This is a genomic window from Bifidobacterium sp. ESL0784 (assembly GCF_029433295.1).
Lineage (GTDB): Bacteria > Actinomycetota > Actinomycetes > Actinomycetales > Bifidobacteriaceae > Bifidobacterium.
This window is the reverse complement of record NZ_JAQTHV010000004.1, coordinates 96,329-119,554: the sequence shown is the minus strand read 5'-3', so window position 1 is coordinate 119,554 and position 23,226 is coordinate 96,329. Positions and strand designations below refer to the sequence as shown.

The following is a 23,226-nucleotide window of genomic DNA, read 5'->3' as shown; positions in this document are numbered from 1 at the left end:
GAACTCAAGCCTCGCAGATTATCCCGAACCAACCGAAATAGCTGAAAGTCTTTACTTTTTATCGTTTTCTTCGGCCTCAAGCGCCGCCTGACGACGCTGCTCGTGACGCCAGCGGATGCCTGCATCGATGAACCCGTTGATATCGCCGTCGAAAACGGCCTGCGTCTGGCTGGTTTCGTAGCCGGTGCGCAAATCCTTGACCATCTGATAGGGGTGCAATACATACGAGCGCATCTGATCGCCCCAACTGGCCTTGATGTCGCCTGCCAGTTCCTTCTTCTTCTTCGCTTCCTCTTCGTGACGGAGGACGAGAAGGCGAGACTGAAGCACAGCCATGGCGGCAGCGCGGTTCTGTATCTGGCTGCGCTCGTCCTGCATGGTCACCACGATGCCTGTGGGCAAATGGGTGATGCGCACTGCGGAATACGTGGTGTTGACGCCCTGACCGCCAGGACCCGACGAGCAGTAGGTGTCCACACGGATGTCGGAATCGGGAATATCGATGTGGTCGGTTTCCTCGACCAACGGCACCACCTCGACCGCGGCGAAGCTGGTCTGGCGGCGGCCTTGGTTATCGAAAGGTGATATGCGGACCAGACGGTGGGTGCCACCTTCAACGGAAAGACGGCCGTAAGCGTAAGGCGCGTCGACCTCGAACGTCGCCGACTTGATGCCGGCCTCTTCGGCGTAGGAAGTGTCCATGACCTTGGCCTTGTAACCGTTGCGCTCGGCCCAGCGCAGGTACATACGCAACAGCATCTGCGCGAAATCGGCGGCATCTACACCGCCTGCGCCACTTCGGATCGTGACCACCGCGCTGCGCTCGTCGTATTCGCCATCGAGCAGGGTCTGGATCTCCATTTCGTCGAGATCCTTCTGCAGACCGTCGACGCCGTTCTGTGCTTCTTTCATCGAATCGGGATCATCTTCCTCCTGACCCAGCTCATAAAGCGTCTCGATGTCGTCAAGCCTGCTCGAAAGCGAATCAAGCTTCTTGATCAAGCCCTGCTTGTTGGAAAGCCTGCTGGTGATCTTCTGCGCATTTTCGACATCATCCCAAAGATTCGGCGCCGATGCCTCTTTCTCCAATTCGTCGATTTCAGACTTGAGCCGATCGACATCCAACGCCTTTTCAATCGTCTCGTATTTGCTGCGCGCTTCACCCAGCGCTTGGGAAAAATCAAACTCTGCCATTGCACTCCACCTTATATTTGCTCACTGAAAATTCTCTGACACTCGTCACCGCAAGGCCGCCGTATATTCCATTCCGATTTCCAGTCCCTGTATCTTGTCTGCTTGCCAAGGCGCATATTCATTGTTTCCAATCGATAGTACGCCGCGGAATCAGTCGCTTTTGACTGTCGAGACCTCACCGTGATCATCAATGCAAAATCGTCAAAGACCCGCATAAATCGCAGGAATCACCAGCGCGAGCAGCATGGCTGCGGCCACGACGATGCAAATCACCCGCACGATATTGCGGCGACGGCCTTCGCGGCGTTCGCGTTCTTTCCTGTAATCACTCACAATGTTTCATTGTATCGAGCATGTGGGATTTAGTTCTTGAGCCTCGGCTTCTGAGCTTTACGCGGACAAAAATACAGGTTTGCGCTAGATTGGAGACATATTCATTTCAACAATGTAGCTAGAAGGAGCAGGTATGAGTGACGAACGGACGGCTTGGGGCTGGGGCCTGGCCTCGATCGATGAGGCGGGCAACACACTGGATGTATGGTATCCGCAGCTGGAAATAGGTGCAGCACCCGATGAAGCCTCGCGACCGAAGCACGGATTCGGTGCTTTGGCCTATGATCAGGCCGATGCTCGCGGCGTACGACGTGTGCCCGTATTCACCGTCTCCGCTCTCGACTCCCCTATTACAGATGCTGCCGACGCCTACCTGCGCCTGCATCTGCTGAGCATGTGCATGGTCGAGCCGAACACCATCAATCTCGACGGCATCTTCGCCAAACTCGCCAACGTGGTGTGGACCAATTACGGACCGTTCGCCGTCGATGACTTCGCGCTGCGCAAGATGGACGTGATGAACGCCGTTGCCAAGACCGGTGCCATTGCTGGCGGCATGCCCGCTCCCCGCGTCGATGTCAACGTGCTCGGTGTCGACAAATTCCCGCGCATGGTCGACTATGTAGTGCCGGAAGGCGTGCGTATCGGCGACGCGGACCGCGTACGTCTCGGCGCCCACCTCGCAGCCGGCACAACAGTGATGCATGCCGGATTCGTCAACTTCAACGCCGGCACGCTCGGCACCTGCATGATCGAAGGTCGGGTCTCGCAAGGCGTCACCGTCGGCAACGGCTCGGACGTCGGGGGCGGCTCGTCGATTATGGGCACGCTTTCCGGCGGTGGCAAGCTGCGCAACTCCATCGGTGAGCACAGTCTGCTCGGCGCGAACGCCGGCATCGGCATTTCTTTGGGTGACAACTGCGTGGTGGAAGCGGGACTTTACGTCACCGCCGGCACGAAAATCACCATCCACGACAAGGCCAAAATCGCCGCAGGCGAGCCGCTGGAAGTCGTCAAGGGTTCCGAGCTTTCAGGCAAAGACAACATCCTCTTCATCCGCAATTCGGTGACCGGGGCCATCGAGGCACGCTACCGCAAGGTCGGCATCGCTCTGAACGAAAAGCTCCACAAGAACTAAGGCTTTGCGGATCGGTAGCATAAAGGTCGGTCGATAACATTTAGAAACGTTGGTATTCCAACGATGTCACGAAGCTATCGACCGACCTTTTTGTTGCTCTATTCAGCGCTGGTCCATCGGCACGTAATCCCGTTCGGTCTCGCCAATGTAGACCTGACGTGGACGGCCGATCTTGGTTCCAGGGTCCGCCAGCATCTCGCGATACTGTGCGATCCAGCCGGGAATGCGGCCAAGTGCGAACAGCGGGGTGAACATCGGGGCATCAAAGCCGATGATCCGATACAGCAAGCCGGTGTAGAAATCGACATTCGGGTAAAGATGACGTGAGACGAAATAATCGTCGTGCGTGGCGATGTCCTCAAGTTCCGTGGCGATATCGAACAGCACGCGCTCATCGGCAGGGAGATGATTGTCAACGTCTCCTCGTGCCATGAGCTGCTCGAGATAATGTTTGGCGACCACAGCGCGCGGGTCGTAGCACTTATAGACGCGATGGCCGAAACCGGAAATGCGGGTGCCGTTCTTCTTGGCATTTTCGACGAATTGGCGCACGTTTTCCCCGGAATCACGGATGACCTCAAGCTGTTTCAGCACCGCTTCGTTGGCACCACCGTGCAGAGGGCCGGAAAGCGCATTGACTCCGGCCGCCACCGCGGAATACAGGTTGGCATGGGCGCTGCCGGCGATACGCACCACGGAGGTCGAGCAATTCTGCTCGTGGTCGGCGTGGATGATGAGCAGACGGCCAAGCGCGTGAATGGAAAGCTCATCCGACTCATACGGCTCATAGGGCACCGCAAAGCACATACGCAGGAAATCGTCGACGTAACCACGGGCGATATCCGGGTAAAGCATCGGTTCGTCGCGGCGGCGGCGATAGATATAACTGACGATGGTGCGGGTCTTGGCCATGATGATGCGCGCCGATTCGTCCAGCTGATCGGGATCGCTGATATCAGTAGTGTCGGGATAAAAAGCCGCGAGGGCGTTGATCGCCGAGGCAAGCACGCTCATCGGCTGTGCGGCACGCGGGAACGAGGCCATGAAGCTGCGGAAATCCTCGCCTACCATCGTGCGGTGGTTCAGATCGGCGCAGAACTGGTCATATTCGGCCTTCGTCGGCAACTCGCCATGCTGCAGAAGCCATGCCACTTCAAGGAAATCGGATTGCTCGCAAAGCTGCTCGATCGGATATCCACGGTAGCGCAGAATCGACTTCTGACCGTCGATGAAGGTGATTTTCGATTCGCACTGGGCAGTGGTCAGAAAACCGGGATCGAGGGTGACGAACCCGTCGTTTTTGAGGCTGGACACGGCAATGCCATCAGCCCCTTCCGTGGCTTTGACTACGGGCAGATCGAACCTGTTCGCGTCCACATTGAGTTTTGCCTCTACCATCGCCTTCGCCTTCCTTTACGGCCCAGATTATTTGCTCGTTTTACTTACCTGTGCAAACGGACAAAACCGAAAGCATTGCCGCAACCAATCAGGGATTGAACACACCTTATTGCATAAATGTAAACTGACGCAACCGATGTCCACGTTGCGTACATTCCCGGTCTCAAAAATGGAGTTATACGGCTATTCGGCAAAGTACGAAATTTGAAAAAATAAAAGTGGCATTCACACGCAAGTTGCGAATACCACTTAATTAAGGCTTTTTATCGAGCCCGAACAACGATTATTGATTACTCGCGAACGGTCAAAATCTCAGGGCCGTTGTCGGTGATGGCGATGGTGTGCTCGCTATGGGCGCCGTTGGAACCGTCGGAGCTGCGCAGCGTCCATCCATCCTTGGCATCCTGATAAATCTCGTCTGTGGTCTTCATGAACCACGGTTCGATGGCGATTGTGAGACCCGGACGCAGTTTGAAACCGTGATGGGCCTTGCCATCGTTGGGAACGAACGGATCGCCATGCATCACATGCCCGATGCCATGGCCTCCGAATTCCATGTTGACGGTGTAGCCGTGCTCGTGCGCCACGTCACCGACGGCGGCGGAAACGTCGCCAAGCCGGTTGCCGGACTGTGCCGCCGCGATGCCGGCCGCAAGCGCCTCTTCGGTGCATTTGATCAGCGCGATATCCTCGGGGTTCGGGTCCTTACCGACCACGAAGCTCACCGCGGAATCGCCGCACCATCCGTCGACGCTGATGGCCAGGTCAAGACTCACCAGATCGCCGTCTTTGAGCGCGTAATCGTAAGGGACACCGTGCAGCACCGCATCGTTGACGGATGTGCAGATGTAATGCTTGAACGGGCCGGTGCCGAAATCGGGCGCGTAGTCCACGTAGCAGGATTCGGCGCCCTTGCGGCTTTCGATGCGACGGCGCACGAGGTCGTCGATCTCCAGCAGATTGGTGCCGACCTTGGTGGTTTCCTGCAGCTCCTTCAAGATGCTGCCGACGAAACGGCCGGCGACCTTCATCGAAGCGATTTCCTTTGGCGTTTTCAATTCGATCATGCCTTCACCCTACTTCGTCGTTCAAACATATTTGGAAAAACCTTACGTCTGGATAGAAGACGAATCCATGTGGAATAATTCCAAAATCTCGCTATATGACAATGCCCTGGCCGGCTGAATCGAGGTTCAGCCGGCCAGGGCATGATTTCACATCGTTATAGTGCCGTCAACGTTCGTGAAAAACGTTGTGCCGCAAGGTTTTATAACGATCCTTGCAGTCAGTTCTTGCCGAAGCGGAAGGCGCGGATGATGGCGAGGATGCCCATGACCACCATGGAGATGCCAGCGAAAACAATCAGTACAATAACCGAGGCGAACGGGGAGAAGAGCACGACGATGCCGGCAAGAATCGAAATGATTGCATAGAAGATGGCCCAGCCGGACTTAGGCAGACGCCAAGTTTCCACCAGCGCCATGATGCCTTCCATGATCCAGCCGATGCCAACGGTAAGGGTGACCAACATCGTCAGCAAGGCGGTGGAAAGCACGGTGTTCTTCAACATAATCACGCCGCCAATCACCAGAATGATGCCGATGAGAATGTCAAGCACGCGCCAGCCACCAGGCAAGCCGTTCTCGACGATGGCACCGATGACACGGATGGCACCGGAAACCACGAAGTAGATACCCAACACAATGGCCACTGCCACCAACGTCTTGTTCGGCCAAATCAGCAGTGCAAGGCCAAGCAGGAGCGCAACGATGCCGACTACGCCGTAGACGATACGGATGGTCTTCTTCGCCTGGCTCGGCAACCATTCCTCGGCCAGCTTGAAGGGGTTCATCCGCCACCATTCGTTGCTGCCGGGCTGCGCCGACTGTGCGTTGAAGCCCCTGTCGCCTGCGGTCGAACCTCCATTGTCGGCCTGCGGGCCGTTTTGAGCATACTGGTACTGGCCGTTTTGGCTGGCATTGGCATACGGATTGACGTAGGGATTGCCGTTCTGATATTGCTGACCATACTGGTTCGGATCGGCGGCATAAGGGCCATAGCCATTTGGACCATACCCGTTGGAAGCCTGATTCGGGCTTTGGCCTTGCCCGTTGTACGGTCCTTGGTTGGGATTCTGCCCCTGACCGTTGTATGCGTACGGATTGGCGTTCACACCGCCCTGCGCAGTGCCTGCCTGATTGCCATTGTATTGGTATTGGCCATAACCCTGGTTGTTCTGATTGGCATTTTGGGCATTGGCATTTTCGTTTTCGGACTGGTTCTGGTTGCCATTCATAGCGTTGGGATTCGGCGCATAGGCTCCATATTCCTGTTGCCCGGTCGGTTGGCCGTTCGACTGTCCCTGATCACTGCCGTTGTTTTCGTTCACGTTCGAATTATTGTCATTCATATTGGCGTCTGACATATCGACTCCTTTTCCGTTTACCGTCGCCACCATCAAATCATATAGCGGCGCTTCACTTCAACTACCATGTCATTCAACAGATGAAAGACAAAAGCTATTCCTTGACTATTGCTTTTGGCTCTGAACTTGGCACAACCGGGTATAAAAACCGACAGGCTGACCAACGGTTTTTCTTTTATTCAGCCCAGCTTCTTGTCAACAAACGCCGATACAGTGGAGCCATGTCTACACCTTTGATTTCAGGCCTTGATACGACCTCATTCTCCAGCATCATCAGCCCGGGCGACGACCTTTTCCGCTTCGTCAACGGACCCTGGATCGACACCTACGAACTGCCTGATGACCGTTCCCGTTATGGCGCTTTCGACAAGCTCGCCGAAGACTCGGAAAGCCAGATTCACGATATCCTCGAAGACGAAAACTGCCCGGCGCACAAGTCGCAAAGCCTTTACCGCGCATTCCTCGACACCGATGCCATCGATGCAGCCGGCATCAGTCCCATCAAGGATGCACTCGAGCACATCGACGACGCTTCCGACAAGGCGGAACTGACGAAGGTTTTGGGCGAACTGAGCACGGTCGGCGGCCCCGACTTCTTCGATTGCGGAGTATACGGCGACCCCGGTGACCCCGAGCACAACATCCTGCACATCGAGCAGGGCGGCATCGGCTTGCCCGACGAAGCCTATTATCGCGAAGACCATTACGCGCCGATCCGTGAGCAGTATGTGCACATGGCTGCAAGGCTCCTGATGCTGGCCGACTATGGCGACAGCGCGAAATGCGAAGCCGACGCCAGGCGCTTCCTTGAGATCGAGACCAAAATCGCCTCAAACCATTGGGATAACGTGGCCACCCGAGACTCACAGAAGACCTACAACCCCACTGATCTCGAAATGCTCGCCTCCACGCTCTCGCACTTCGACATCGCTTCGTGGCTTTCCGCCTGGCAAAACGCCTATAATACACTGCCCGCCTCGAAGACGCAGCCACTGGCTCTCAAGGCTGCGTTCAATCGCACCATCGTGCACGAGCCGAGCTTCCTTTCGGGCTTCGACAGGTTCTGGGACCAGAGCGAACTCGAAGATCTCAAGCTTTGGGCGCGCGTGACGATGATCAGTGGTTCGGCAAGCACGCTGAGCCGGGATTTCGACAAGACCCAGTTCGACTTCTATGGCAAGGTGCTTTCGGGCGCCAAACAGCAGCGTGACCGTTGGAAGCGCGGCGTCTCGTTGGTCAACAGTATCTGCGGAGAAGAAGTAGGCCGCGAATATGTCCGTCTCCATTTCCCCGAAAGCTCCAAGGAACGCATGGAGCAGCTGGTTTCCAACATCATCGAAGCCTACCGGGTCTCCATCTCCGGTAGCACATGGCTGGGCGAAGCCACCAAGGCGAAGGCTCTCGAGAAGCTTTCGAAGTTCACTCCGATGATCGGCTACACCAATCACTGGCGCGACTACACCGCTCTCGATATCAGGCCGGAAATGAGCCTGATGGAAGACCTCAACGCCGCCGTCGCCTATGAGACGGGTTTCCAGTTCTCCAAGGTGGGCCAAGTCGTCGATCGCGAGGAATGGCTGATGAACCCGCAGACGGTCAACGCCTATTACGAGCCGTCCATGAACGTCATCGTCTTCCCCGCCGCCATCCTCCAGCCCCCGTTCTTCAACGCGGATGCCGACGACGCCGCCAACTATGGCGGTATCGGTGCGGTCATCGGCCACGAGATCGGACACGGTTTCGACGACCAAGGCAGCCAGTATGACGGCGACGGCAAGCTCAATGACTGGTGGACCGCTGAGGACAAGGCGAACTTCCAGAAGCTCACCACAACATTGATCAACCAGTACAACGGATTCATTCCCTCCCAGCTTCAGGAAAAGTACGCGGATGACCTGACTCAGGCCCCGCACGTCAACGGCGCGCTCACTATCGGCGAGAACATCGGCGACCTGAGCGGTGTCAACATCAGTCTGAAGGCCTACGCCTTCGCACTCGACAAGGCAGATGGACGTTCGGTCGACGGTTCGCCGCAAGCGGTTGCGACATCGCTGGCGAGCGCCCCGCAAATCGACGGCTACACCGGCCTGCAGCGCTTCTTCCTGAGCTATGCCTCCATCTGGCGCACCGCACAGCGTGAAGAGCTCACGGAACAGTACCTGCAGATCGACCCGCACTCCCCCGCCGAATTCCGCACCAACGGCATCGTACGCAACGTCGACCTTTACTATCAGGCATTCGACGTGAAGCCGGAAAACAGGCTCTGGCTTGCCCCTGAGCAGCGCGTATCCATCTGGTAGCCAATAGCTCAAGCGTTTCCTCGCTGCGATAACAGATCAGCAAGGAAACGCTTGAGTACAGCCTTGAATTTGTGGTCGGAGCACGTCATTATGATCCGACCACTTTCTTATTGTGTCACGTCAATTTATCCGACCGATGCCACCAATCGATCTGCGCCGGCATGCCCTTCAAACACCTCGCTTGCATCCCACGGGTCTTCGCCAGATTCATCCTCAAACTCGCGATTGCTGCTTGAATCACGACCGGTCATGGCATTGTCTTGGCCGCTATTGCGGTTTTCAGCAACATCTTGATTACCGTCAGGCATAGCACCATGCTCTTCTTGAACAGCCGTCTCGCCTTGCGGCGGCTCCGACCCGGCGGACTCGGTGCCATGCGTGTTCCCCTGTTCCTTCACACCAGGTTTCACCCTTTGGAATGCCGAAATACCGAAACTCAAATCATGTCCGACGCTCGTGGCTTCCATCACCATTCTGCTGTGTTTTGTGCCGTCACGGGTCCATTCCTCGGTCGCCAAATTGCCTGTGGCGATGACCGGATCACCTTTCTTGAGGCTTGAAAGCACATTATCCGCCAGTTGTCGGAACACCTTGACGGTAATCCACGTCGTAGGCCGGTCACGCCATTCGTTGACCGCCGGGTTGAAATATCTTGTCGTGCAGCCGATTCTAAACGTTGCGGCTGCCGAGCTTCCTTCCTTCCCGAAACTTTGCGGGTTTGCCCCCATGAATCCTGAAACCGTCACCGTACCTTGTTGTGCCATCGTCTCTGCTCCTTTGAAAAGCAATGCTTATTATCGTGGACTGCGGGATACGTCACCGACAATGGAGTCCAACCGCATTCGCGACCGGATTCCAGCGCTGAAATCGGCTCAAGACGTACCCCGCGGTTCTCCCAGTATGCAAGGCCAATCAACGGATTTTCAAGCCAAAACAGATCCTGTGGTCGAATGCCCCGGGTCCCGGCGTGTTGTGGATGCAATGTGGATGAACAGACCACTGTCCACATCAAAATCCGGAATGTGCACAATACAATCAGGTGCAATCGTCAGGTATCAAAACCAAACGAAGATACGAGACGCAGAATATTGAGAAACAAAGAATAATAAAAATATAAGTATTACAGATATCAAGGCCGTCATACCACTAAAAGCACAACACCACAGCTTGATTTCAGGAAAATATCAATTGGAAGAACAACTACAGATATTGGGATTCCTGAAACAGCAAGGAATCCCAATATATACTACTTTGAGGCTAAAAGCATCGAAAAGATGACGAATCACTCACTCATAGTCGTAGAAACCGTGGCCGGCGGACTTGCCCAACCTGCCTTTGTCGATATACTCCTTCTTGATGCGTTCCGCGAACTCACGCTGTACCGAGTCCTTGCTGTCCTTGGAAAGGTTATAGGGAGTCATCATACCGACGGTGTCATAGATCTGGAACGGGCCGGCGGGAGCGCCCGTGGCGATGCGCCAGGTCTTGTCGATATCCTCGGCCGAAGCCACACCACGCACCCACAGGTCCGCAGCGGCGTTGAGCAGCGGCACCAGCAGCGAGTTGAGCAGGTAGCCGGGCTGTTCCTTCATCACACGGATCGGGACCATGCCGATTTCCTCGGCGAACTGCGCGACCTCCTCGAAGACGGCCGGATCGGTCTTCGGCTGAGCCATGACCTCGCCGGTGTTGAACTTCCAGATCTCATTGGCGAAGTGCAGGCTCATGAACTTCTGCGGGCGATCCACGAACGGGGCCATCTTGCTTGGCAGCAGCGTCGAGGAGTTGGTGCAGAAAACGGTCTTCGCCGGTGCATATTGGCTGACCTTCTCCCACGTGCTCTGCTTGATGTCAAGACGCTCGGGGATGGCTTCGATGATGATGTCCGCATCCTTGACCGCGTCCTGCAGGTCGGAGGTGGCACGAATGCGCGAGACGGCGGCGTCGAGCTTCTCATCGGTGGCATCAGGAATATCGCGTTTGTACTGCTTCTTCAGATATTCCCAGCGCTCGGGAAGGTCGGCCAAAATCTCGTCACTGATATCATAGGCGACAACATCCTTGCCCTTGTATGCCGACTGGAAAATAATCTGTGAGCCGAGGACGCCTGTGCCCAAAACGGTAAGATTCTGCATTGATTTCTTCTTTCGTTGTCATCGCCGCAGATTGCCTTGCGACCAATACGCAGCGACTTGTATATTCGGCAAATGCATCAATCCTCGATGCCGCTCCGAATCCGTACATCATTTATTCTACAGGGATGCACACCGTTTATTCTACAGAGAATATGGCTAATATCACATTTGAATCACTGATTGGCTAGAATTGTTCTCTATTTCATAGATTTTATTACAATTTATTGAATTCAATCAGTGCTGAAACGAAAATGTGGCTGCTTCCGACAACAGGAAACAGCCACACCTATTTGCGAACAGGTACGATTCAGAGCATTGCCTGGTAGCGTTCGGACAAAGTATCAGCAGCCTTATCCGCCTCAACCTTCACCATGTTCTCGCCATTGCGGTCACGAACCTCGATGGTGCCGTCGTTGAGGTAGTCACGGCCGACCACGGCAACCAACGGCACACCAATCAGCTCGGCGTCCTTGAACTTGACACCGGGCGAGACCTTCTTGCGATCGTCGTAAATGACCTCAAGACCCTTGGCCTCGATCTCGGCGACCAGTTTTTCCGCACCGTCGAACGCTTCGTCCTTCTTACCTGTGGCGACCACATGCACCGCGGCAGGCGCGATATTGACCGGCCAGGCCAGACCCTTCTCGTCGTGGTGGGTTTCTGCGATGCAGGCCATAACGCGCGAAACGCCGATGCCGTAGCTGCCCATCCACACCGGCACGGCCTTGCCGTTCTGGTTGAGGACTTTCAGGCCCAACGCTTCGGAATATTTGAGGCCGAGCTGGAAGACCTGGCCGATTTCCACCCCGCGCTCGAAGCTTAGCGGACCGGAACCGTCCGGGCTCATATCGCCATCGCGAACCTCGGTTGCCTCTACGGTACCGTCAGCCTTGAAATCACGGCCATAGACCATGTCGAAGGCGTCCACGCCATTTTTGTCGCCGCCGGTGACCCATGCGGAACCTTCGGCGATATGGGCATCGACCAGATAACGAGCCGGATCCTTGATGGCGGAACCGCCAATGCGAGCCTGCGGGCCCAAAACGGACGGTCCAATATAGCCCTTGACCAGTTCAGGATGAGCTTTCAAATCGGCCTCATTGGCCTCTTCGATCTCGGCAGGCGCGAACTGCGCCTCAAGGCGCTTCATATCGATCTGGCGATCACCGGGCAGAGCCACAACGACGACTTCGCGCCACGGCTTGCGATGATCTTCGTTCTCATCATCGGGCTCGCCGGGGTGCTTGACAGCGATGACGACGTTCTTCAACATATCGGTTTCGGCCCACTTGTGGCCGTCTTCGCGCGGATAGAGCGCATTGCACTGGCTGACCATCTCGTCGATGGTCTTGGCATCCGGCAGATCGCGCAGGGTCATTGCCGGAGTCTCGGAGCAATCGATAGCCGGAACTTCGGGCGTCGTCAGTGCTTCGACATTCCAAGCCTTACCGCTCGGCGCCTTGGCGAACGTATCCTCACCAATGGCCATCGGAGAAAGGAATTCCTGCGATTCGAAGCCGCCCATCGGGCCGGAAACCGCGTGGACCATGATGTAGTCCAAATCAAGACGCTTGAAGATGCGCTCGTAGGCATCACGCTCCTCGACATAGGCCTTCTTGAGTCCGTCCTCATCGATGGTGAAGGAATAGCCATCCTCCATGATGAACTCGCGGCCACGCACCAGGCCGGCACGCGGGCGGAACTCGTCGCGGTACTTGGTCTGGATCTGGTAGAGCGTGACCGGCAGATCCTTATAAGAGGAATACATGTCTTTGACAAGCAAAGTAAACATTTCCTCGTGGGTCGGCGCGAGCAGGTAATCGGCCTCGTGACGGTCCTTCAGACGGAAGATGTTCTCGCCGTACTCCTCCCAGCGATGCGTCGCCTCATACGGTTCCTTCGGCAGCAGAGCCGGGAAATGGACTTCCTGGCCGTCGATGCCGTTCATTTCCTCGCGGACCACGGCCTCGATCTTGTTGAGGACGTTCAAGCCGAGCGGCAGCCAGGTCCAGATGCCGGGCGCGGCCTTGCGAATATAACCGGCTCGCTGGAGCAGGCGCGCCGAGTCAACGTCGGCGTCGGCGGGGTCCTCACGCAGCGTGCGCAGGAACAGGGTGGACATACGAAGTGCTTTTGTCATGGTTCCTAAATTATTCGCGCGAGCCGACATTGACGACGTTACGGCATATGATGGAAGAACTTCCATTCCCTTACGACACAGTGATTAACCGTTATTTTCAGACCACCAAACAATCGATATAATGCTGGCCATTCGATATCAGTGATTATAAGTCGAAACGACTTAGAACAGCTCGTCCTGGGCGAATTCGTCGGTGTCGCCGGCAAGCTGACCGCTAGCCTGTTTGGTAAAGGCATCGCTGCCTTCCGATTCGAGACGGGCACAGGCGGCCTTGGAATTATCCCGCAGCTGGCCGTCGAGCAGAACGGCATCGGGCGAGACCATGAACGCGCGTTCGCTGATGTCGTCCAGATAAAGGCCGTTGAGATTTTCCACACGTGAAAGCGCCACGTAACCCATACCGGGCGCGAACGTGCGACGCAGGTTCATCACTGCACGATCGAGGGTCATACCCTGCGACTTGTGGATGGTGATGGCCCACGCGCAACGCAAAGGAACCTGTTTGACACTGGCCAGCACCGCCTCGCCATCCATCATGTCCCACGATGCCTGCTTCATGGTTACCGTATTACCATTTTCGAAAGCAACAATCGGCCAGCCGCCTTTGGCCTCGGAAACGAAGCCCTGCACCCTGCCGATGGATCCGTTGACATACTGATGGTCGGCATCGTTGCGCAACGCCATCACGGCCGCCCCTGTTTTCAGCTCCAGCTTTTCCGGGGCGAGCATGTTCTTTTTAAGACGTTTGACCAAGTCTGCGGGACCCGAGGATTCGGCGACATAGTCGTGCGTTTCGTCGTGAATCTGTGAAAGCCGCAAGTCGTTCAGGGTGTCGGCCTGCTTGTTGACAGGGAAAAGATGGACTGCCACCTCACCTAATGCTGGAGCCTTGCCCAGACATCCAGCAAGCACGTCGTGGTCCTCCTGGGTCACGTCGCCCTCGCGGATATCGGTAAGCACGGTAAGCAATTGACCATCGTCTTGACGATGCTGTTCCGTCAAGTAGCAGACTACGGGATTGAGCTCGTCCCAGACCAGCGATTCGGTTACGAAGCCGTCGGCATCCTTGCCGGCATCGGCATAGCGTTGCCGTGACATCAGAAATTCAGGGCTCGGCGGCACGTCGTCGCGGCGGAACGATTTCTTGACCGGGGGCAGCTGGAAGAAATCCCCGGACAGCACGACCTGCAGCCCGCCGAACGGCTCGGGGCTATGCCGCAACGCGCGGCAGACATCGTCTACCATGTCGAAAAGCCAAGCCGGAAGCATCGAAACCTCATCGATGACGAGGACATCGGCGGCTTCGATCTTGCGCTTGCGTCGGGAGCGAATGCGTTTCATCAGTTGTGGTGTCATGACCTGCGAGACGCCTACGCCAGACCAGGAATGGATGGTCTGACCGTTGATATGAGTGGCGGCAATGCCGGTGGAGGCTGTGACAGCGACGGATGCGCCATGGGCACGGGCGGAACGGATGAATTCGTTCAGGACGTAGGTCTTGCCGGCTCCGGGAGCACCGGTGATGAACACGTTCGCCCCCGCGTCGAGAATCGTCAACGCCTCCGCCTGCTTCATGCCGCTCCTCCCCTTCTCTTTAGCCAACTGTTATCGATTCAATGCGACCAAAAGCATCATATAGCGTGCTTTTCGTTCAGATTTTCACTGCGACTAAAAGCACGAAAATCGACGGGAAAACGTGCTTTTGGTCGCATCATCTACCTTGGCGCTACTTTGCCACGACGAAAAGCACGCTGCCGTTCCGCAACCTACTTGTTGAGCAGGCTCGTGGCCTCGATATCGGCCTCGATCTTCTTGGACTGTGCATCGTCCGGACCGGGCGACGGAGCCATGAAAGCCTCGCGATAGTAACGCAGCTCATCCAGCGACTCGATGATGTCGGCGAGCGCACGGTGTCCACCGTTCTTGGGCGGACGGTTCATGTAGACCGCCGGATACCAGCGACGTGCGAGCTCCTTGATGGTGCTCACATCGATGCTGCGATAGTGCAGGTGGCTCATGAAGTTAGGCATATAGTGGTCAAGGAACTTCTTGTCGCTGCCGATGGTGTTGCCGGCGAGCAGCGGCTTGACCCCGTCAGGAGTAAAGCGGGCGACGTAGTCGGTGACCTTCTTTTCGGCATCGGCCAAGCTCAGCCCGGTCTCCCACTCGTTGATCAGGCCGGAACGGGTGTGCATCGCGCGCACGAAATCGCCCATGTGGTCGACGGCCTTCTGCGAGGGCTTAATAACATAGTCCACGCCTTCGTCGAGCACCTTGAGATTGAAGTCGGTCGGCACCACAGAGACCTCGACAAGCTCATCGCCGCCGAAGATATCGAGGCCGGTCATCTCGCAGTCAATCCAAATCAGGCGGGAATCCTCCGCCGAATACGTCTCGTCATCCTGAGCATTCACCATAATATTGACCCTTTCGCTGCCACTAACAGAACTCTACACACTATCTCACATGCGTGACCGAACAAATTGGAGTACCTGTCACCTCTTTATTTGCCTAAAATCTACTTTCCCTCCAAGCAACGATACGGCACCAGCAACAACTACCGTAACCACAGCACCTACGCCACCTATGATTTTCCCAATGAACTTTTTATTTGAAGCATCCATTTCAGCCTTTTTATCCAATACCTGCATCATTCGATCGATTAACTGATCCCGTTGATTGAAAGTCAAATCATCATTCATGGAAGCTTCGATAATATCGATAACGCGATCACATAAAGCGTCGAAATCCTGAACACTATGCGAATTTTGATCCAAGGCTTTCGATGATATATCTTTAAAATCGGACATCACTTGGACTGACGTCTCAGCAAATTCCGGGAATTGCTTAAATGCATTGATAGCAACTTCCCTATCCATATCCGGCAAAAGTGAGGCAAAACTCATAATTTTGTCCTTCGACATGTGACGAAAATCAGGAATGTCTAAAGTATCAAGAACTTGCTGCTCACTAAGCGTCTTTGCCATTTCTTTTCTCACTCTCTAAGAGCATCGCATACCAATATAAAAATTGGGTATCCATCGCACATGGAATACCCAATTAATTCTAATTAGATTGCCGATTTTTCATCAGTCGTTGTGGAAACCGCTGTAGTTCGGGGCCTCCGTCGTCATCACGATGTCGTGCGGGTGCGATTCGCGCAAGCCGGCAGTGGTGATGCGGATGAAGCGGCCCTTTTCGGCCATTTCCTTGATGTTGTGGGCTCCGATGTAGAACATCGACTGATGCAGGCCGCCGATCATCTGGTAGAGCACTGCATTCAGGGAGCCGCGATACGGCACTTCTCCTTCGACGCCTTCGGGGATGACCTTGTCGTTGCTGGTCACGTCGGCCTGGAAGTAGCGGTCCTTGGAATAGGACTTCTTGCCACGCGGAGCCATCGCACCCAGCGAGCCCATGCCGCGGTAAAGCTTGTACTGCTTGCCGTGCAAGAGCACCTTTTCACCCGGAGTCTCGTCGCAGCCGGCGAGGGCGCCGCCGAGCATGACGGTCGAGGCACCGGCCACAAGAGCCTTGGCGACATCGCCGGAATAATGGATACCGCCGTCGGCGATGCAAGGCACGCCGGCCGCGCGACAGACTTGGGCCGCATCGTAAACAGCCGTGAGCTGCGGCACTCCAACGCCGGCGACCACGCGTGTGGTACAGATGGAACCGGGGCCGACGCCTACCTTGACAGCGTCGACACCGGCATCGATCATGGCCTGGGCGCCGGAAGCGGTCGCCACATTGCCGCCGATGATCTGCACGCCGTCGAACGCACGATCGGACTTCAGGCGCTTGATCATATCGAGAGCCAGATGCGCCTCGCCGTTCGCGGTATCGACCACCAGCGCGTCGACGCCAGCCTCCATCAGCGCCGAGGCACGCTGCCAGGCATCACCCAGGAAGCCGATGCCAGCAGCCACGCGCAGACGACCCTGGTCGTCCTTGGTGGCGTCAGGATATTGCTCCGTCTTCACGAAGTCCTTGACGGTGATGAGCCCGGCGAGTTTGCCTTCGTCATCAATCAACGGCAGCTTTTCGACCTTGTGCTTGGCAAGCAAATCGTGTGCATCTTCACGTGAGATGTTTGCGGGCCCGGTAATAAGCCCGTCCTTGGTCATCACATCCTTGACCTTAAGCTTGTCATAATCCTCAGAGGCGATGAAGCGCATATCACGGTTGGTGATGATGCCGAGCACCTTGTTGTCGCTGTCGACCACAGGCAGGCCCGAAATATGGAAGCGGCCACACAGCTTGTCGAGATCGGCAAGGGTGGCCTCGGGGTTGACGGTGAGCGGGTCGGTGATCATGCCCGATTCACTGCGCTTGACGATATCGACCTGCGAGGCCTGATCGTCGATGGAAAGGTTGCGGTGCAGCACGCCGATGCCGCCGTTACGAGCCATGGCAATGGCCATGTCCGATTCGGTGACCGTGTCCATAGCCGCGGAAATCATGGGCACCTTCATGGTGATTTCACGGGTCAGATGCGTGGTGGTGTCGACCTGCGAAGGAATGACGTCGGTCTCGTTGGGAAGCAGCAGAACGTCGTCGTATGCCAATCCCATCTTTGCAAAAACAGGAGGCAGAGGATTGAATGATGACTGGATATCAGGTTGAGAATTTAAAGCCATAGCACAACTATATGGGCGTGGGATGACGAGCAGTACTCTTTGTTGGTATTACTGGTGCTTTCGGGAATGTCGCGCATTGCGCACCTCAGGACCCTCTGTTTTCTGTATTTCAAGCCAGCGGCGCATCAAGTAAGGCGAAAGCGTCAGAATCGTCAGAATCACTGCGGCGATGAGCATGCCGACGGCCACATACTTCCACTTGAAGAAGAGAATCATGATGGAGCCGAAAGAAATCAGCGCCGCCCAACCCCAGAGGATGAGCACCGCTCCCTGCACGCTGTGGCCGATGCGCAGCATCCGGTGATGCAGGTGCATGCGGTCGGGATGCATCGGCGACTGGCCTTTGCTCAGGCGGCGGATAATCGCCAGACACATGTCGAGCACAGGCAGGAAGAGCACAAGAATCGGCAGGAGGATGGGCATGAAAGCGGGCAGATAAAGGCTGGTATGCACGGAGGCCGGGTCAAGGTGGCCGGTCATGATGATCGAGGCGCAGGTAATCATATAACCCAGGAGCATCGAACCGGAGTCCCCCATAAAGAGCTTCGCAGGGTGCCAGTTATGGAGCAGGAAGCCGACGCAGATACCGACCAAAGCGACGTCCAACAACGTAGCCATCGAGGCATAGCTGGGCGTGGAACGAGCAATCACGTAGGAATAAACCGCAAACGCGATGCCGCCAATGGCCACAATGCCGGATGCCAGGCCGTCAAGCCCATCGACGAAATTGACCGCATTGATCGAAGCGACAATCAAAAATGCCGTAATGGCCATGGAAATACTCGGCGAGGCCGTCACCAACGAGCCGAACGGCAGGAAGATGATCTGCACACCTCCCCAGGCGACAAATACGGAAATCAGGAGCTGGCCGGCGAGTTTGAGCATCCAATCCAAATCCCAGAGATCATCGGCCACACCCAACAGACAAATCAGCGCCGCACCAATCAGTACGACCCACGCCTGGTTCGACCCTACGAAAAGACCTGATATGAAAGGCATTTTGCTGGCGAACACTATCGCGACGGCAAGGCCTATCAACATCGCCAACCCGCCCATACGCGGGGTGGGTACCGTGTGCACATCACGAGCCCGGACTTCGCCTACCGCGCCGATTTCGATGGCGAGATGACGAACCAAGGGGGTGACCAGCCACGTGGCCCCTCCCGCGATCGCGGCGATGAACAGATAGACTCTCACGCGTTCAGACTCCCGCCTTCGACATCCATCAGCGCGGCACGGATCTGCGCCTCGTTGATTACGCCCTCGCGCACGATCGAAATCCCGTCGCGCTCGTTTGCGTCGGCGGCGACCACCGTGCTGGCGACATGGCTGACGGTCGGCCCGCCGTCGAGGTAGAGGTCGACATCATCGCCAAGCGCCGCCACGGCCTCCTCAACCGTCTGCGGACTTTCCCCACCGCTGCGGTTCGCGCTGGAACAGGCCAAAGGACCGGTGGCACGCAGCGTCTTGAGGCAGGCTTGCGAATCCGGTACACGCACGGCCTGGGTTTTGCTGCCGTTCATTTCCTTACGTAACGTCACCAGTCTTGATCCGGCTTCGGCCACGGCAATCGGCGAAAATGGTCCGGGCAGAAAAGCCTTGGCAAGCCGATCGAGGGGAACCGGAAGATACAGTCCGAGCCCATCCAAATCATCGACGGATGACAACAGCACCTGCAATGCCTTGCTGCGAGGACGACGCTTCGCCTCATAAATCCGGCTTACCGCCTCGGCGCTGAAGGGACTCGCGGCGACGCCATAGACCGTGTCGGTCGGCAATACCACAAGCCCGCCGTCTTTGACAATCCTTGTAGCCATCGCCAAGGATTCGTCATCGATTGCACGCACATCGCTCATATTGCCTCCAACACAAAGTATGCCTTAATTGCATCATTGTGCCCCGACTTCGCCGATGTTGTTATCATCCTTCGATACATATGCACCGATATAATAAAGCACACATCGGGCTCAGCAAGCTCCACGCCAATAAGCACTAGCGTAAAGGAACCAACATGACATCCAAGCCACCAGTCGAACTGCGTACCCCACGCAAATCGGAACGAGAAGAGATGCTCGCCGGCAATCTGCACAACGCCGCAGACCCGGAGCTCGACCGTCTGCGCAACAAGGCGGCCGAACTGTGTGAACGGTTCAACAGCACACCTCGCAACGACAGGGAAACGCGCGAGGCCATCCTCGACGAGCTGTTGCCCAACCGCGGCGAAGGCGTCGAAATCGTCGGCAACATCGCTTTTGACTACGGCATCCATACCACTATCGGTGACAGGGTGTTCATCAATTTCAATTTCACCGTGCTTGATACGAACTATGTCACCATCGGCGACGACGTGCTTTTCGGACCGAACGTATCCCTGCTTCCTGCCATGCATCCGTTGCGCTGGCAGGACCGCAATTTGCGGTTCACGGAAGACGGTGAAGGTTACGACTACGAGTATTCCAAGCCGATAACCATCGGCAAAAACTGCTGGTTCGGCGGCAATGTGACGGTGCTCGGCGGAGTCAACATTGGTGAGGGATCGGTCATCGGCGCCGGCGCCGTGGTCACCCACAACATCCCAGCCAACAGCGTGGCCGTAGGCAATCCGGCACGGGTCATCCGCACCATCACCGACGACGATGCAGCGGCGAATCAGGATTACGCGCAATGAATCGCCCGCAAGGCCGCAGATACTTGATCTGATACCCGCGGCTTTGCTGCTGTTACCGGTTTTACCTGCGCATGTTTTTAAGTATGCGCAGGTTTTTTTAAACGTTGACATCGAACGAACAACATACCGTAATCGGGATGCCCCTCGGTTACGCGCGAATCAGGCGAATGCTGTCCTTATTCTTTGATGGCGAAGAGATAACGTGGACGACCGGTAAGGTCTTCGCCGGTACGGGCCGAGCGGAAACCGTGGGCTCTGGCAAAATCGGTGAGCAATTGTGCTTGCGAAATGTCGTGTTCCATCACCAACGCCCCGCCGTTGCGCAGGAGTTTCGCTGCACGCAAGATGATGCGTTCCGGAGTATAGGTGCCGTCGGCGGAACCGCCATATAACGCCATTTTCGGATCATGGTCACGTACTTCGGGCTGCTCGGGAATCTCCGCGATCGGAACGTAAGGCGGGTTGGTGACCACGGCGTCGATCGTTCCGTCCAATTGCGAAAGCGTCATGGCATTCGTAGCGTCGGCGTGGAAAAGATGATAGTTGTAGCCAGCCAGCGAATGGTCTTTGAATACCTTCTGTTGGTTACGCTTCGTCCATTCGAAGGCATCTTGGGAAAACTCGACGGCCCAAACCTCGCTGCCCGGCACTTCGGTGACCAGAGACAGACCAATCGCTCCGCTCCCGGCACACAGATCTACCAGACGGCTTGGTTTGATGTTTTCGTGGGTGAGCCAGTCGATGGCCGCTTGTACCACGGTTTCGGTCTCCGGGCGGGGAATGAAGGCACCCGGTCCGACTACCAAATCCAAATAACGGAACGGGGCATGACCGACGATATATTGCAACGGCTCGCGCTGCTTGCGTCGGGCTACCATCACCGCAAAACGGCGAATCGCAGCATCGTCGGCGTCGCTCAATGCATTACTTTGTTCGGCATTGCGCGCATCAGAGAACTTGCCGGGCGCAGGGTCTGAATCCGCGGCAGCGCTATTCTCAACCGGCTTATTGCCGGAATCGCCGCCGTCAATGCGTTGCACGTTGACGCCTTGAGTCGAATCGTCTGTTATCACGCTATGCAATGGTGTATCCAGCAATATCGATTTTTCGACATCGTTGGGCGTCACCCCGAATGCCTCGGCGAGCAACAGTTTTGCGTCATTTCGCGGCGTTTCAATGCCGGCATCCTTCAACCAGCCAGCGGCTTCCTGCAAGATATCGGAAGTCGAACGGGCCACGTATTCCGCCATTATCCTGCCCCTTGCTCAGTCGGTTTTGGCGAGGCGAGCGGCCTCATCGGCCTGGATATCACTGTCGATGACGGCTTGGAGGTCACCGTCGAGCACCTGGTCAAGGTTGTAGGCCTTGTAGTTGGTGCGGTGGTCGACGATGCGGTTTTCGGGGAAATTATAAGTGCGGATGCGTTCGGAACGGTCGAGCGAGCGCACCTGGGAGTGACGCATGTCGGCCGCTTCGGCCGCTTCCTTTTCGTGTTTCATCGCCAGCAGGCGGGATTTCAGCACGCGCAGTGCTGCCGCGCGATTCTGGATCTGCGACTTTTCGTCCTGCATGCTCACCACGATGCCGGTGGGGATATGGGTCATACGCACCGCGGAATAGGTGGTGTTCACAGACTGCCCGCCGGGGCCGGAGCTCATGAAAATGTCAATCTTGAGATCTTTTGGATCGATTTCGATCTCATCGTCATCTTCATCCGCTTCAGGAAAGACGATGACACCAGCCGCGGAGGTCTGGATACGTCCCTGCGATTCGGTGACAGGGATACGCTGCACACGGTGCACGCCGCCCTCGTATTTGAGACTCGCCCACACCCCGTCTTCAGGGGCCGGATTGCCCTTGGCTCGAATGGCGACCTGTACGTCCTTAACGCCGCCAAGCTCGGTGGAGTTTTCGCTTTGAATGGTGGTGCTCCAGCCGCGTTTCTCGGCATAACGGGTATACATACGCAACAGATCGCCCGCGAAGAGCGCCGCTTCTTCCCCACCGGTGCCGGCCTTGATTTCCATAATCGTGTCGCGCACATCGTCGGGGTCGCGCGGAATCAGCGCACTACGCAACTTCTCTTCGGCAGGAGCTATCAACGCCTCAAGCCGTTTGGCTTCCTCGGCGAAGTCCGCGTCCTCACCGGCCATTTCCTTGGCGGCTTCGGCGTCATCGCGGGCGTGCTGCCATGCACGATAGGCGTTGACAATGCTGCCGAGCTGGGCATGGCGACGCCCCAGCTTGCGAATCGCTTTCGGGTCGGAGGCGACCTCGGGCTGGCTCATCTGCCGCTCGATGTCCTGATACTCCTCCAACGCGCTTTGCGCCGCAGGGAATTGCTGGTCTGCCATGCAAAAGTCCTTTTATCAAATATTCGAAATTCTTAAACGTTAAAAATACCGGAAAATAGGTATGAAAAACGCCAGCCCGGATTCGGGTCCGCAGACCCGAACCAGCGAGGCTGGCGAATGAAGGATGCTACTTGGTCTTCTTGCCGTAGCGCTTCTCGAAACGGGCGACACGGCCGCCGGTATCGAGAATCTTCTGCTTGCCCGTGTAGAACGGGTGGCAGTTCGCGCACACATCAACCGTCATGTGATCGCCCTTGGCGGTGCTGCGCGTGACGAAAGTATTGCCACAGGAGCAGGTAACCTGCACTGTGTGATAATCGGGATGAATACCCTGCTTCATAATGTCTCCTAAGGAATTCAGGTGACCCGGGTCGCCTAACCCCAATGGCCAGACGTGAACCGGAACTTTGATATTCTATCAGCGAGCGTTGACTTGCCCCTTTTTCGATGTGCCAAAATGTCAGGCATCTCAAAAGCAACTTGAATCAACCGTACGCTCAA

Annotated in this window: 20 protein-coding genes; 3 read left to right on the top strand and 17 right to left on the bottom strand. The window is 56.2% G+C overall.

Annotated elements, in window-relative coordinates:
- Positions 1-51: 51 nt before the first annotated feature.
- Both prfB and PT279_RS07095 read right to left on the bottom strand, forming a co-directional pair.
- Positions 52-1,194, bottom strand: a complete 1,143-nt coding sequence (gene prfB / locus PT279_RS07100) for a peptide chain release factor 2 (protein WP_277166718.1) — start codon at positions 1,192-1,194, stop codon at positions 52-54.
- Between the two features lie 201 nt (positions 1,195-1,395).
- Positions 1,396-1,527: a hypothetical protein gene (locus PT279_RS07095; protein WP_277166717.1), complete on the bottom strand. Its 132-nt coding sequence runs from the start codon at positions 1,525-1,527 to the stop codon at positions 1,396-1,398.
- Positions 1,528-1,660: 133 nt separating this feature from the next.
- Between PT279_RS07095 and dapD the strand changes: the two genes are divergently transcribed.
- Positions 1,661-2,665 carry a 2,3,4,5-tetrahydropyridine-2,6-dicarboxylate N-succinyltransferase gene (dapD, locus tag PT279_RS07090; protein WP_277166716.1) on the top strand — a complete coding sequence of 335 codons (1,005 nt, stop codon included), beginning with the start codon at positions 1,661-1,663 and terminating at the stop codon, positions 2,663-2,665.
- Between the two features lie 102 nt (positions 2,666-2,767).
- Here dapD and PT279_RS07085 read toward each other — a convergent pair whose 3' ends face one another.
- From PT279_RS07085 to PT279_RS07075, 3 genes are all read right to left on the bottom strand, one after another.
- Positions 2,768-4,063, bottom strand: coding sequence for a citrate synthase (locus PT279_RS07085; RefSeq protein ID WP_277166715.1), 1,296 nt, complete (start codon positions 4,061-4,063; stop codon positions 2,768-2,770).
- 290 nt (positions 4,064-4,353) lie between these two features.
- Complete coding sequence (map, locus tag PT279_RS07080) at positions 4,354-5,130, bottom strand: type I methionyl aminopeptidase (protein WP_277166714.1); 777 nt, start codon at positions 5,128-5,130, stop codon at positions 4,354-4,356.
- A gap of 218 nt (positions 5,131-5,348) precedes the next feature.
- On the bottom strand, positions 5,349-6,488 hold the full coding sequence (locus tag PT279_RS07075; RefSeq protein WP_277166713.1) for a DUF308 domain-containing protein: 1,140 nt from the start codon (positions 6,486-6,488) through the stop codon (positions 5,349-5,351).
- A gap of 221 nt (positions 6,489-6,709) precedes the next feature.
- Between PT279_RS07075 and PT279_RS07070 the strand changes: the two genes are divergently transcribed.
- Positions 6,710-8,788 (top strand): M13-type metalloendopeptidase, encoded by a 2,079-nt coding sequence (locus PT279_RS07070; protein WP_277166712.1) that lies wholly within the window; start codon positions 6,710-6,712, stop codon positions 8,786-8,788.
- Positions 8,789-8,913: 125 nt separating this feature from the next.
- Here PT279_RS07070 and PT279_RS07065 read toward each other — a convergent pair whose 3' ends face one another.
- The 9 genes from PT279_RS07065 to PT279_RS07025 all read right to left on the bottom strand — a co-directional run bounded on the left by PT279_RS07065 (position 8,914) and on the right by PT279_RS07025 (position 19,559).
- The gene (locus tag PT279_RS07065; protein ID WP_277166711.1) at positions 8,914-9,552 is read right to left on the bottom strand and encodes a single-stranded DNA-binding protein; all 639 of its coding nucleotides are present in this window, start codon (positions 9,550-9,552) and stop codon (positions 8,914-8,916) included.
- Between the two features lie 522 nt (positions 9,553-10,074).
- Complete coding sequence (locus PT279_RS07060; RefSeq protein WP_277166710.1) at positions 10,075-10,923, bottom strand: 3-hydroxyacyl-CoA dehydrogenase; 849 nt, start codon at positions 10,921-10,923, stop codon at positions 10,075-10,077.
- A 307-nt stretch (positions 10,924-11,230) separates the two neighbouring features.
- A complete protein-coding gene (locus tag PT279_RS07055; RefSeq protein ID WP_277167045.1) occupies positions 11,231-13,045 on the bottom strand; it encodes a proline--tRNA ligase in 1,815 nt (604 codons plus the stop codon).
- Positions 13,046-13,225: 180 nt separating this feature from the next.
- Complete coding sequence (locus PT279_RS07050) at positions 13,226-14,638, bottom strand: PIF1 family DEAD/DEAH box helicase (RefSeq protein ID WP_277166709.1); 1,413 nt, start codon at positions 14,636-14,638, stop codon at positions 13,226-13,228.
- Between the two features lie 191 nt (positions 14,639-14,829).
- Positions 14,830-15,480: an oligoribonuclease gene (gene orn, locus PT279_RS07045; RefSeq protein ID WP_277166708.1), complete on the bottom strand. Its 651-nt coding sequence runs from the start codon at positions 15,478-15,480 to the stop codon at positions 14,830-14,832.
- 78 nt (positions 15,481-15,558) lie between these two features.
- Positions 15,559-16,050: a hypothetical protein gene (locus PT279_RS07040; protein ID WP_277166707.1), complete on the bottom strand. Its 492-nt coding sequence runs from the start codon at positions 16,048-16,050 to the stop codon at positions 15,559-15,561.
- Positions 16,051-16,152: 102 nt separating this feature from the next.
- Positions 16,153-17,703, bottom strand: coding sequence for an IMP dehydrogenase (guaB, locus tag PT279_RS07035; protein WP_277166706.1), 1,551 nt, complete (start codon positions 17,701-17,703; stop codon positions 16,153-16,155).
- Between the two features lie 48 nt (positions 17,704-17,751).
- On the bottom strand, positions 17,752-18,900 hold the full coding sequence (locus tag PT279_RS07030) for an MraY family glycosyltransferase (RefSeq protein WP_277166705.1): 1,149 nt from the start codon (positions 18,898-18,900) through the stop codon (positions 17,752-17,754).
- Positions 18,897-19,559, bottom strand: coding sequence for an L-threonylcarbamoyladenylate synthase (locus PT279_RS07025; protein ID WP_277166704.1), 663 nt, complete (start codon positions 19,557-19,559; stop codon positions 18,897-18,899). Before PT279_RS07025 ends, PT279_RS07030 begins: the two co-directional genes overlap by 4 nt.
- A 155-nt stretch (positions 19,560-19,714) precedes the next feature.
- Between PT279_RS07025 and PT279_RS07020 the strand changes: the two genes are divergently transcribed.
- Positions 19,715-20,371 (top strand): sugar O-acetyltransferase, encoded by a 657-nt coding sequence (locus tag PT279_RS07020; protein ID WP_277166703.1) that lies wholly within the window; start codon positions 19,715-19,717, stop codon positions 20,369-20,371.
- A gap of 176 nt (positions 20,372-20,547) precedes the next feature.
- On the opposite strand, the gene prmC is transcribed toward PT279_RS07020, so the two are convergent.
- The 3 genes from prmC to rpmE all read right to left on the bottom strand — a co-directional run bounded on the left by prmC (position 20,548) and on the right by rpmE (position 23,065).
- Complete coding sequence (prmC, locus tag PT279_RS07015) at positions 20,548-21,621, bottom strand: peptide chain release factor N(5)-glutamine methyltransferase (RefSeq protein ID WP_277166702.1); 1,074 nt, start codon at positions 21,619-21,621, stop codon at positions 20,548-20,550.
- A 15-nt stretch (positions 21,622-21,636) separates the two neighbouring features.
- The gene (prfA, locus tag PT279_RS07010; RefSeq protein ID WP_277166700.1) at positions 21,637-22,725 is read right to left on the bottom strand and encodes a peptide chain release factor 1; all 1,089 of its coding nucleotides are present in this window, start codon (positions 22,723-22,725) and stop codon (positions 21,637-21,639) included.
- A 127-nt stretch (positions 22,726-22,852) separates the two neighbouring features.
- Positions 22,853-23,065, bottom strand: coding sequence for a 50S ribosomal protein L31 (rpmE, locus tag PT279_RS07005; RefSeq protein WP_277162655.1), 213 nt, complete (start codon positions 23,063-23,065; stop codon positions 22,853-22,855).
- Positions 23,066-23,226 lie beyond the last annotated feature (161 nt).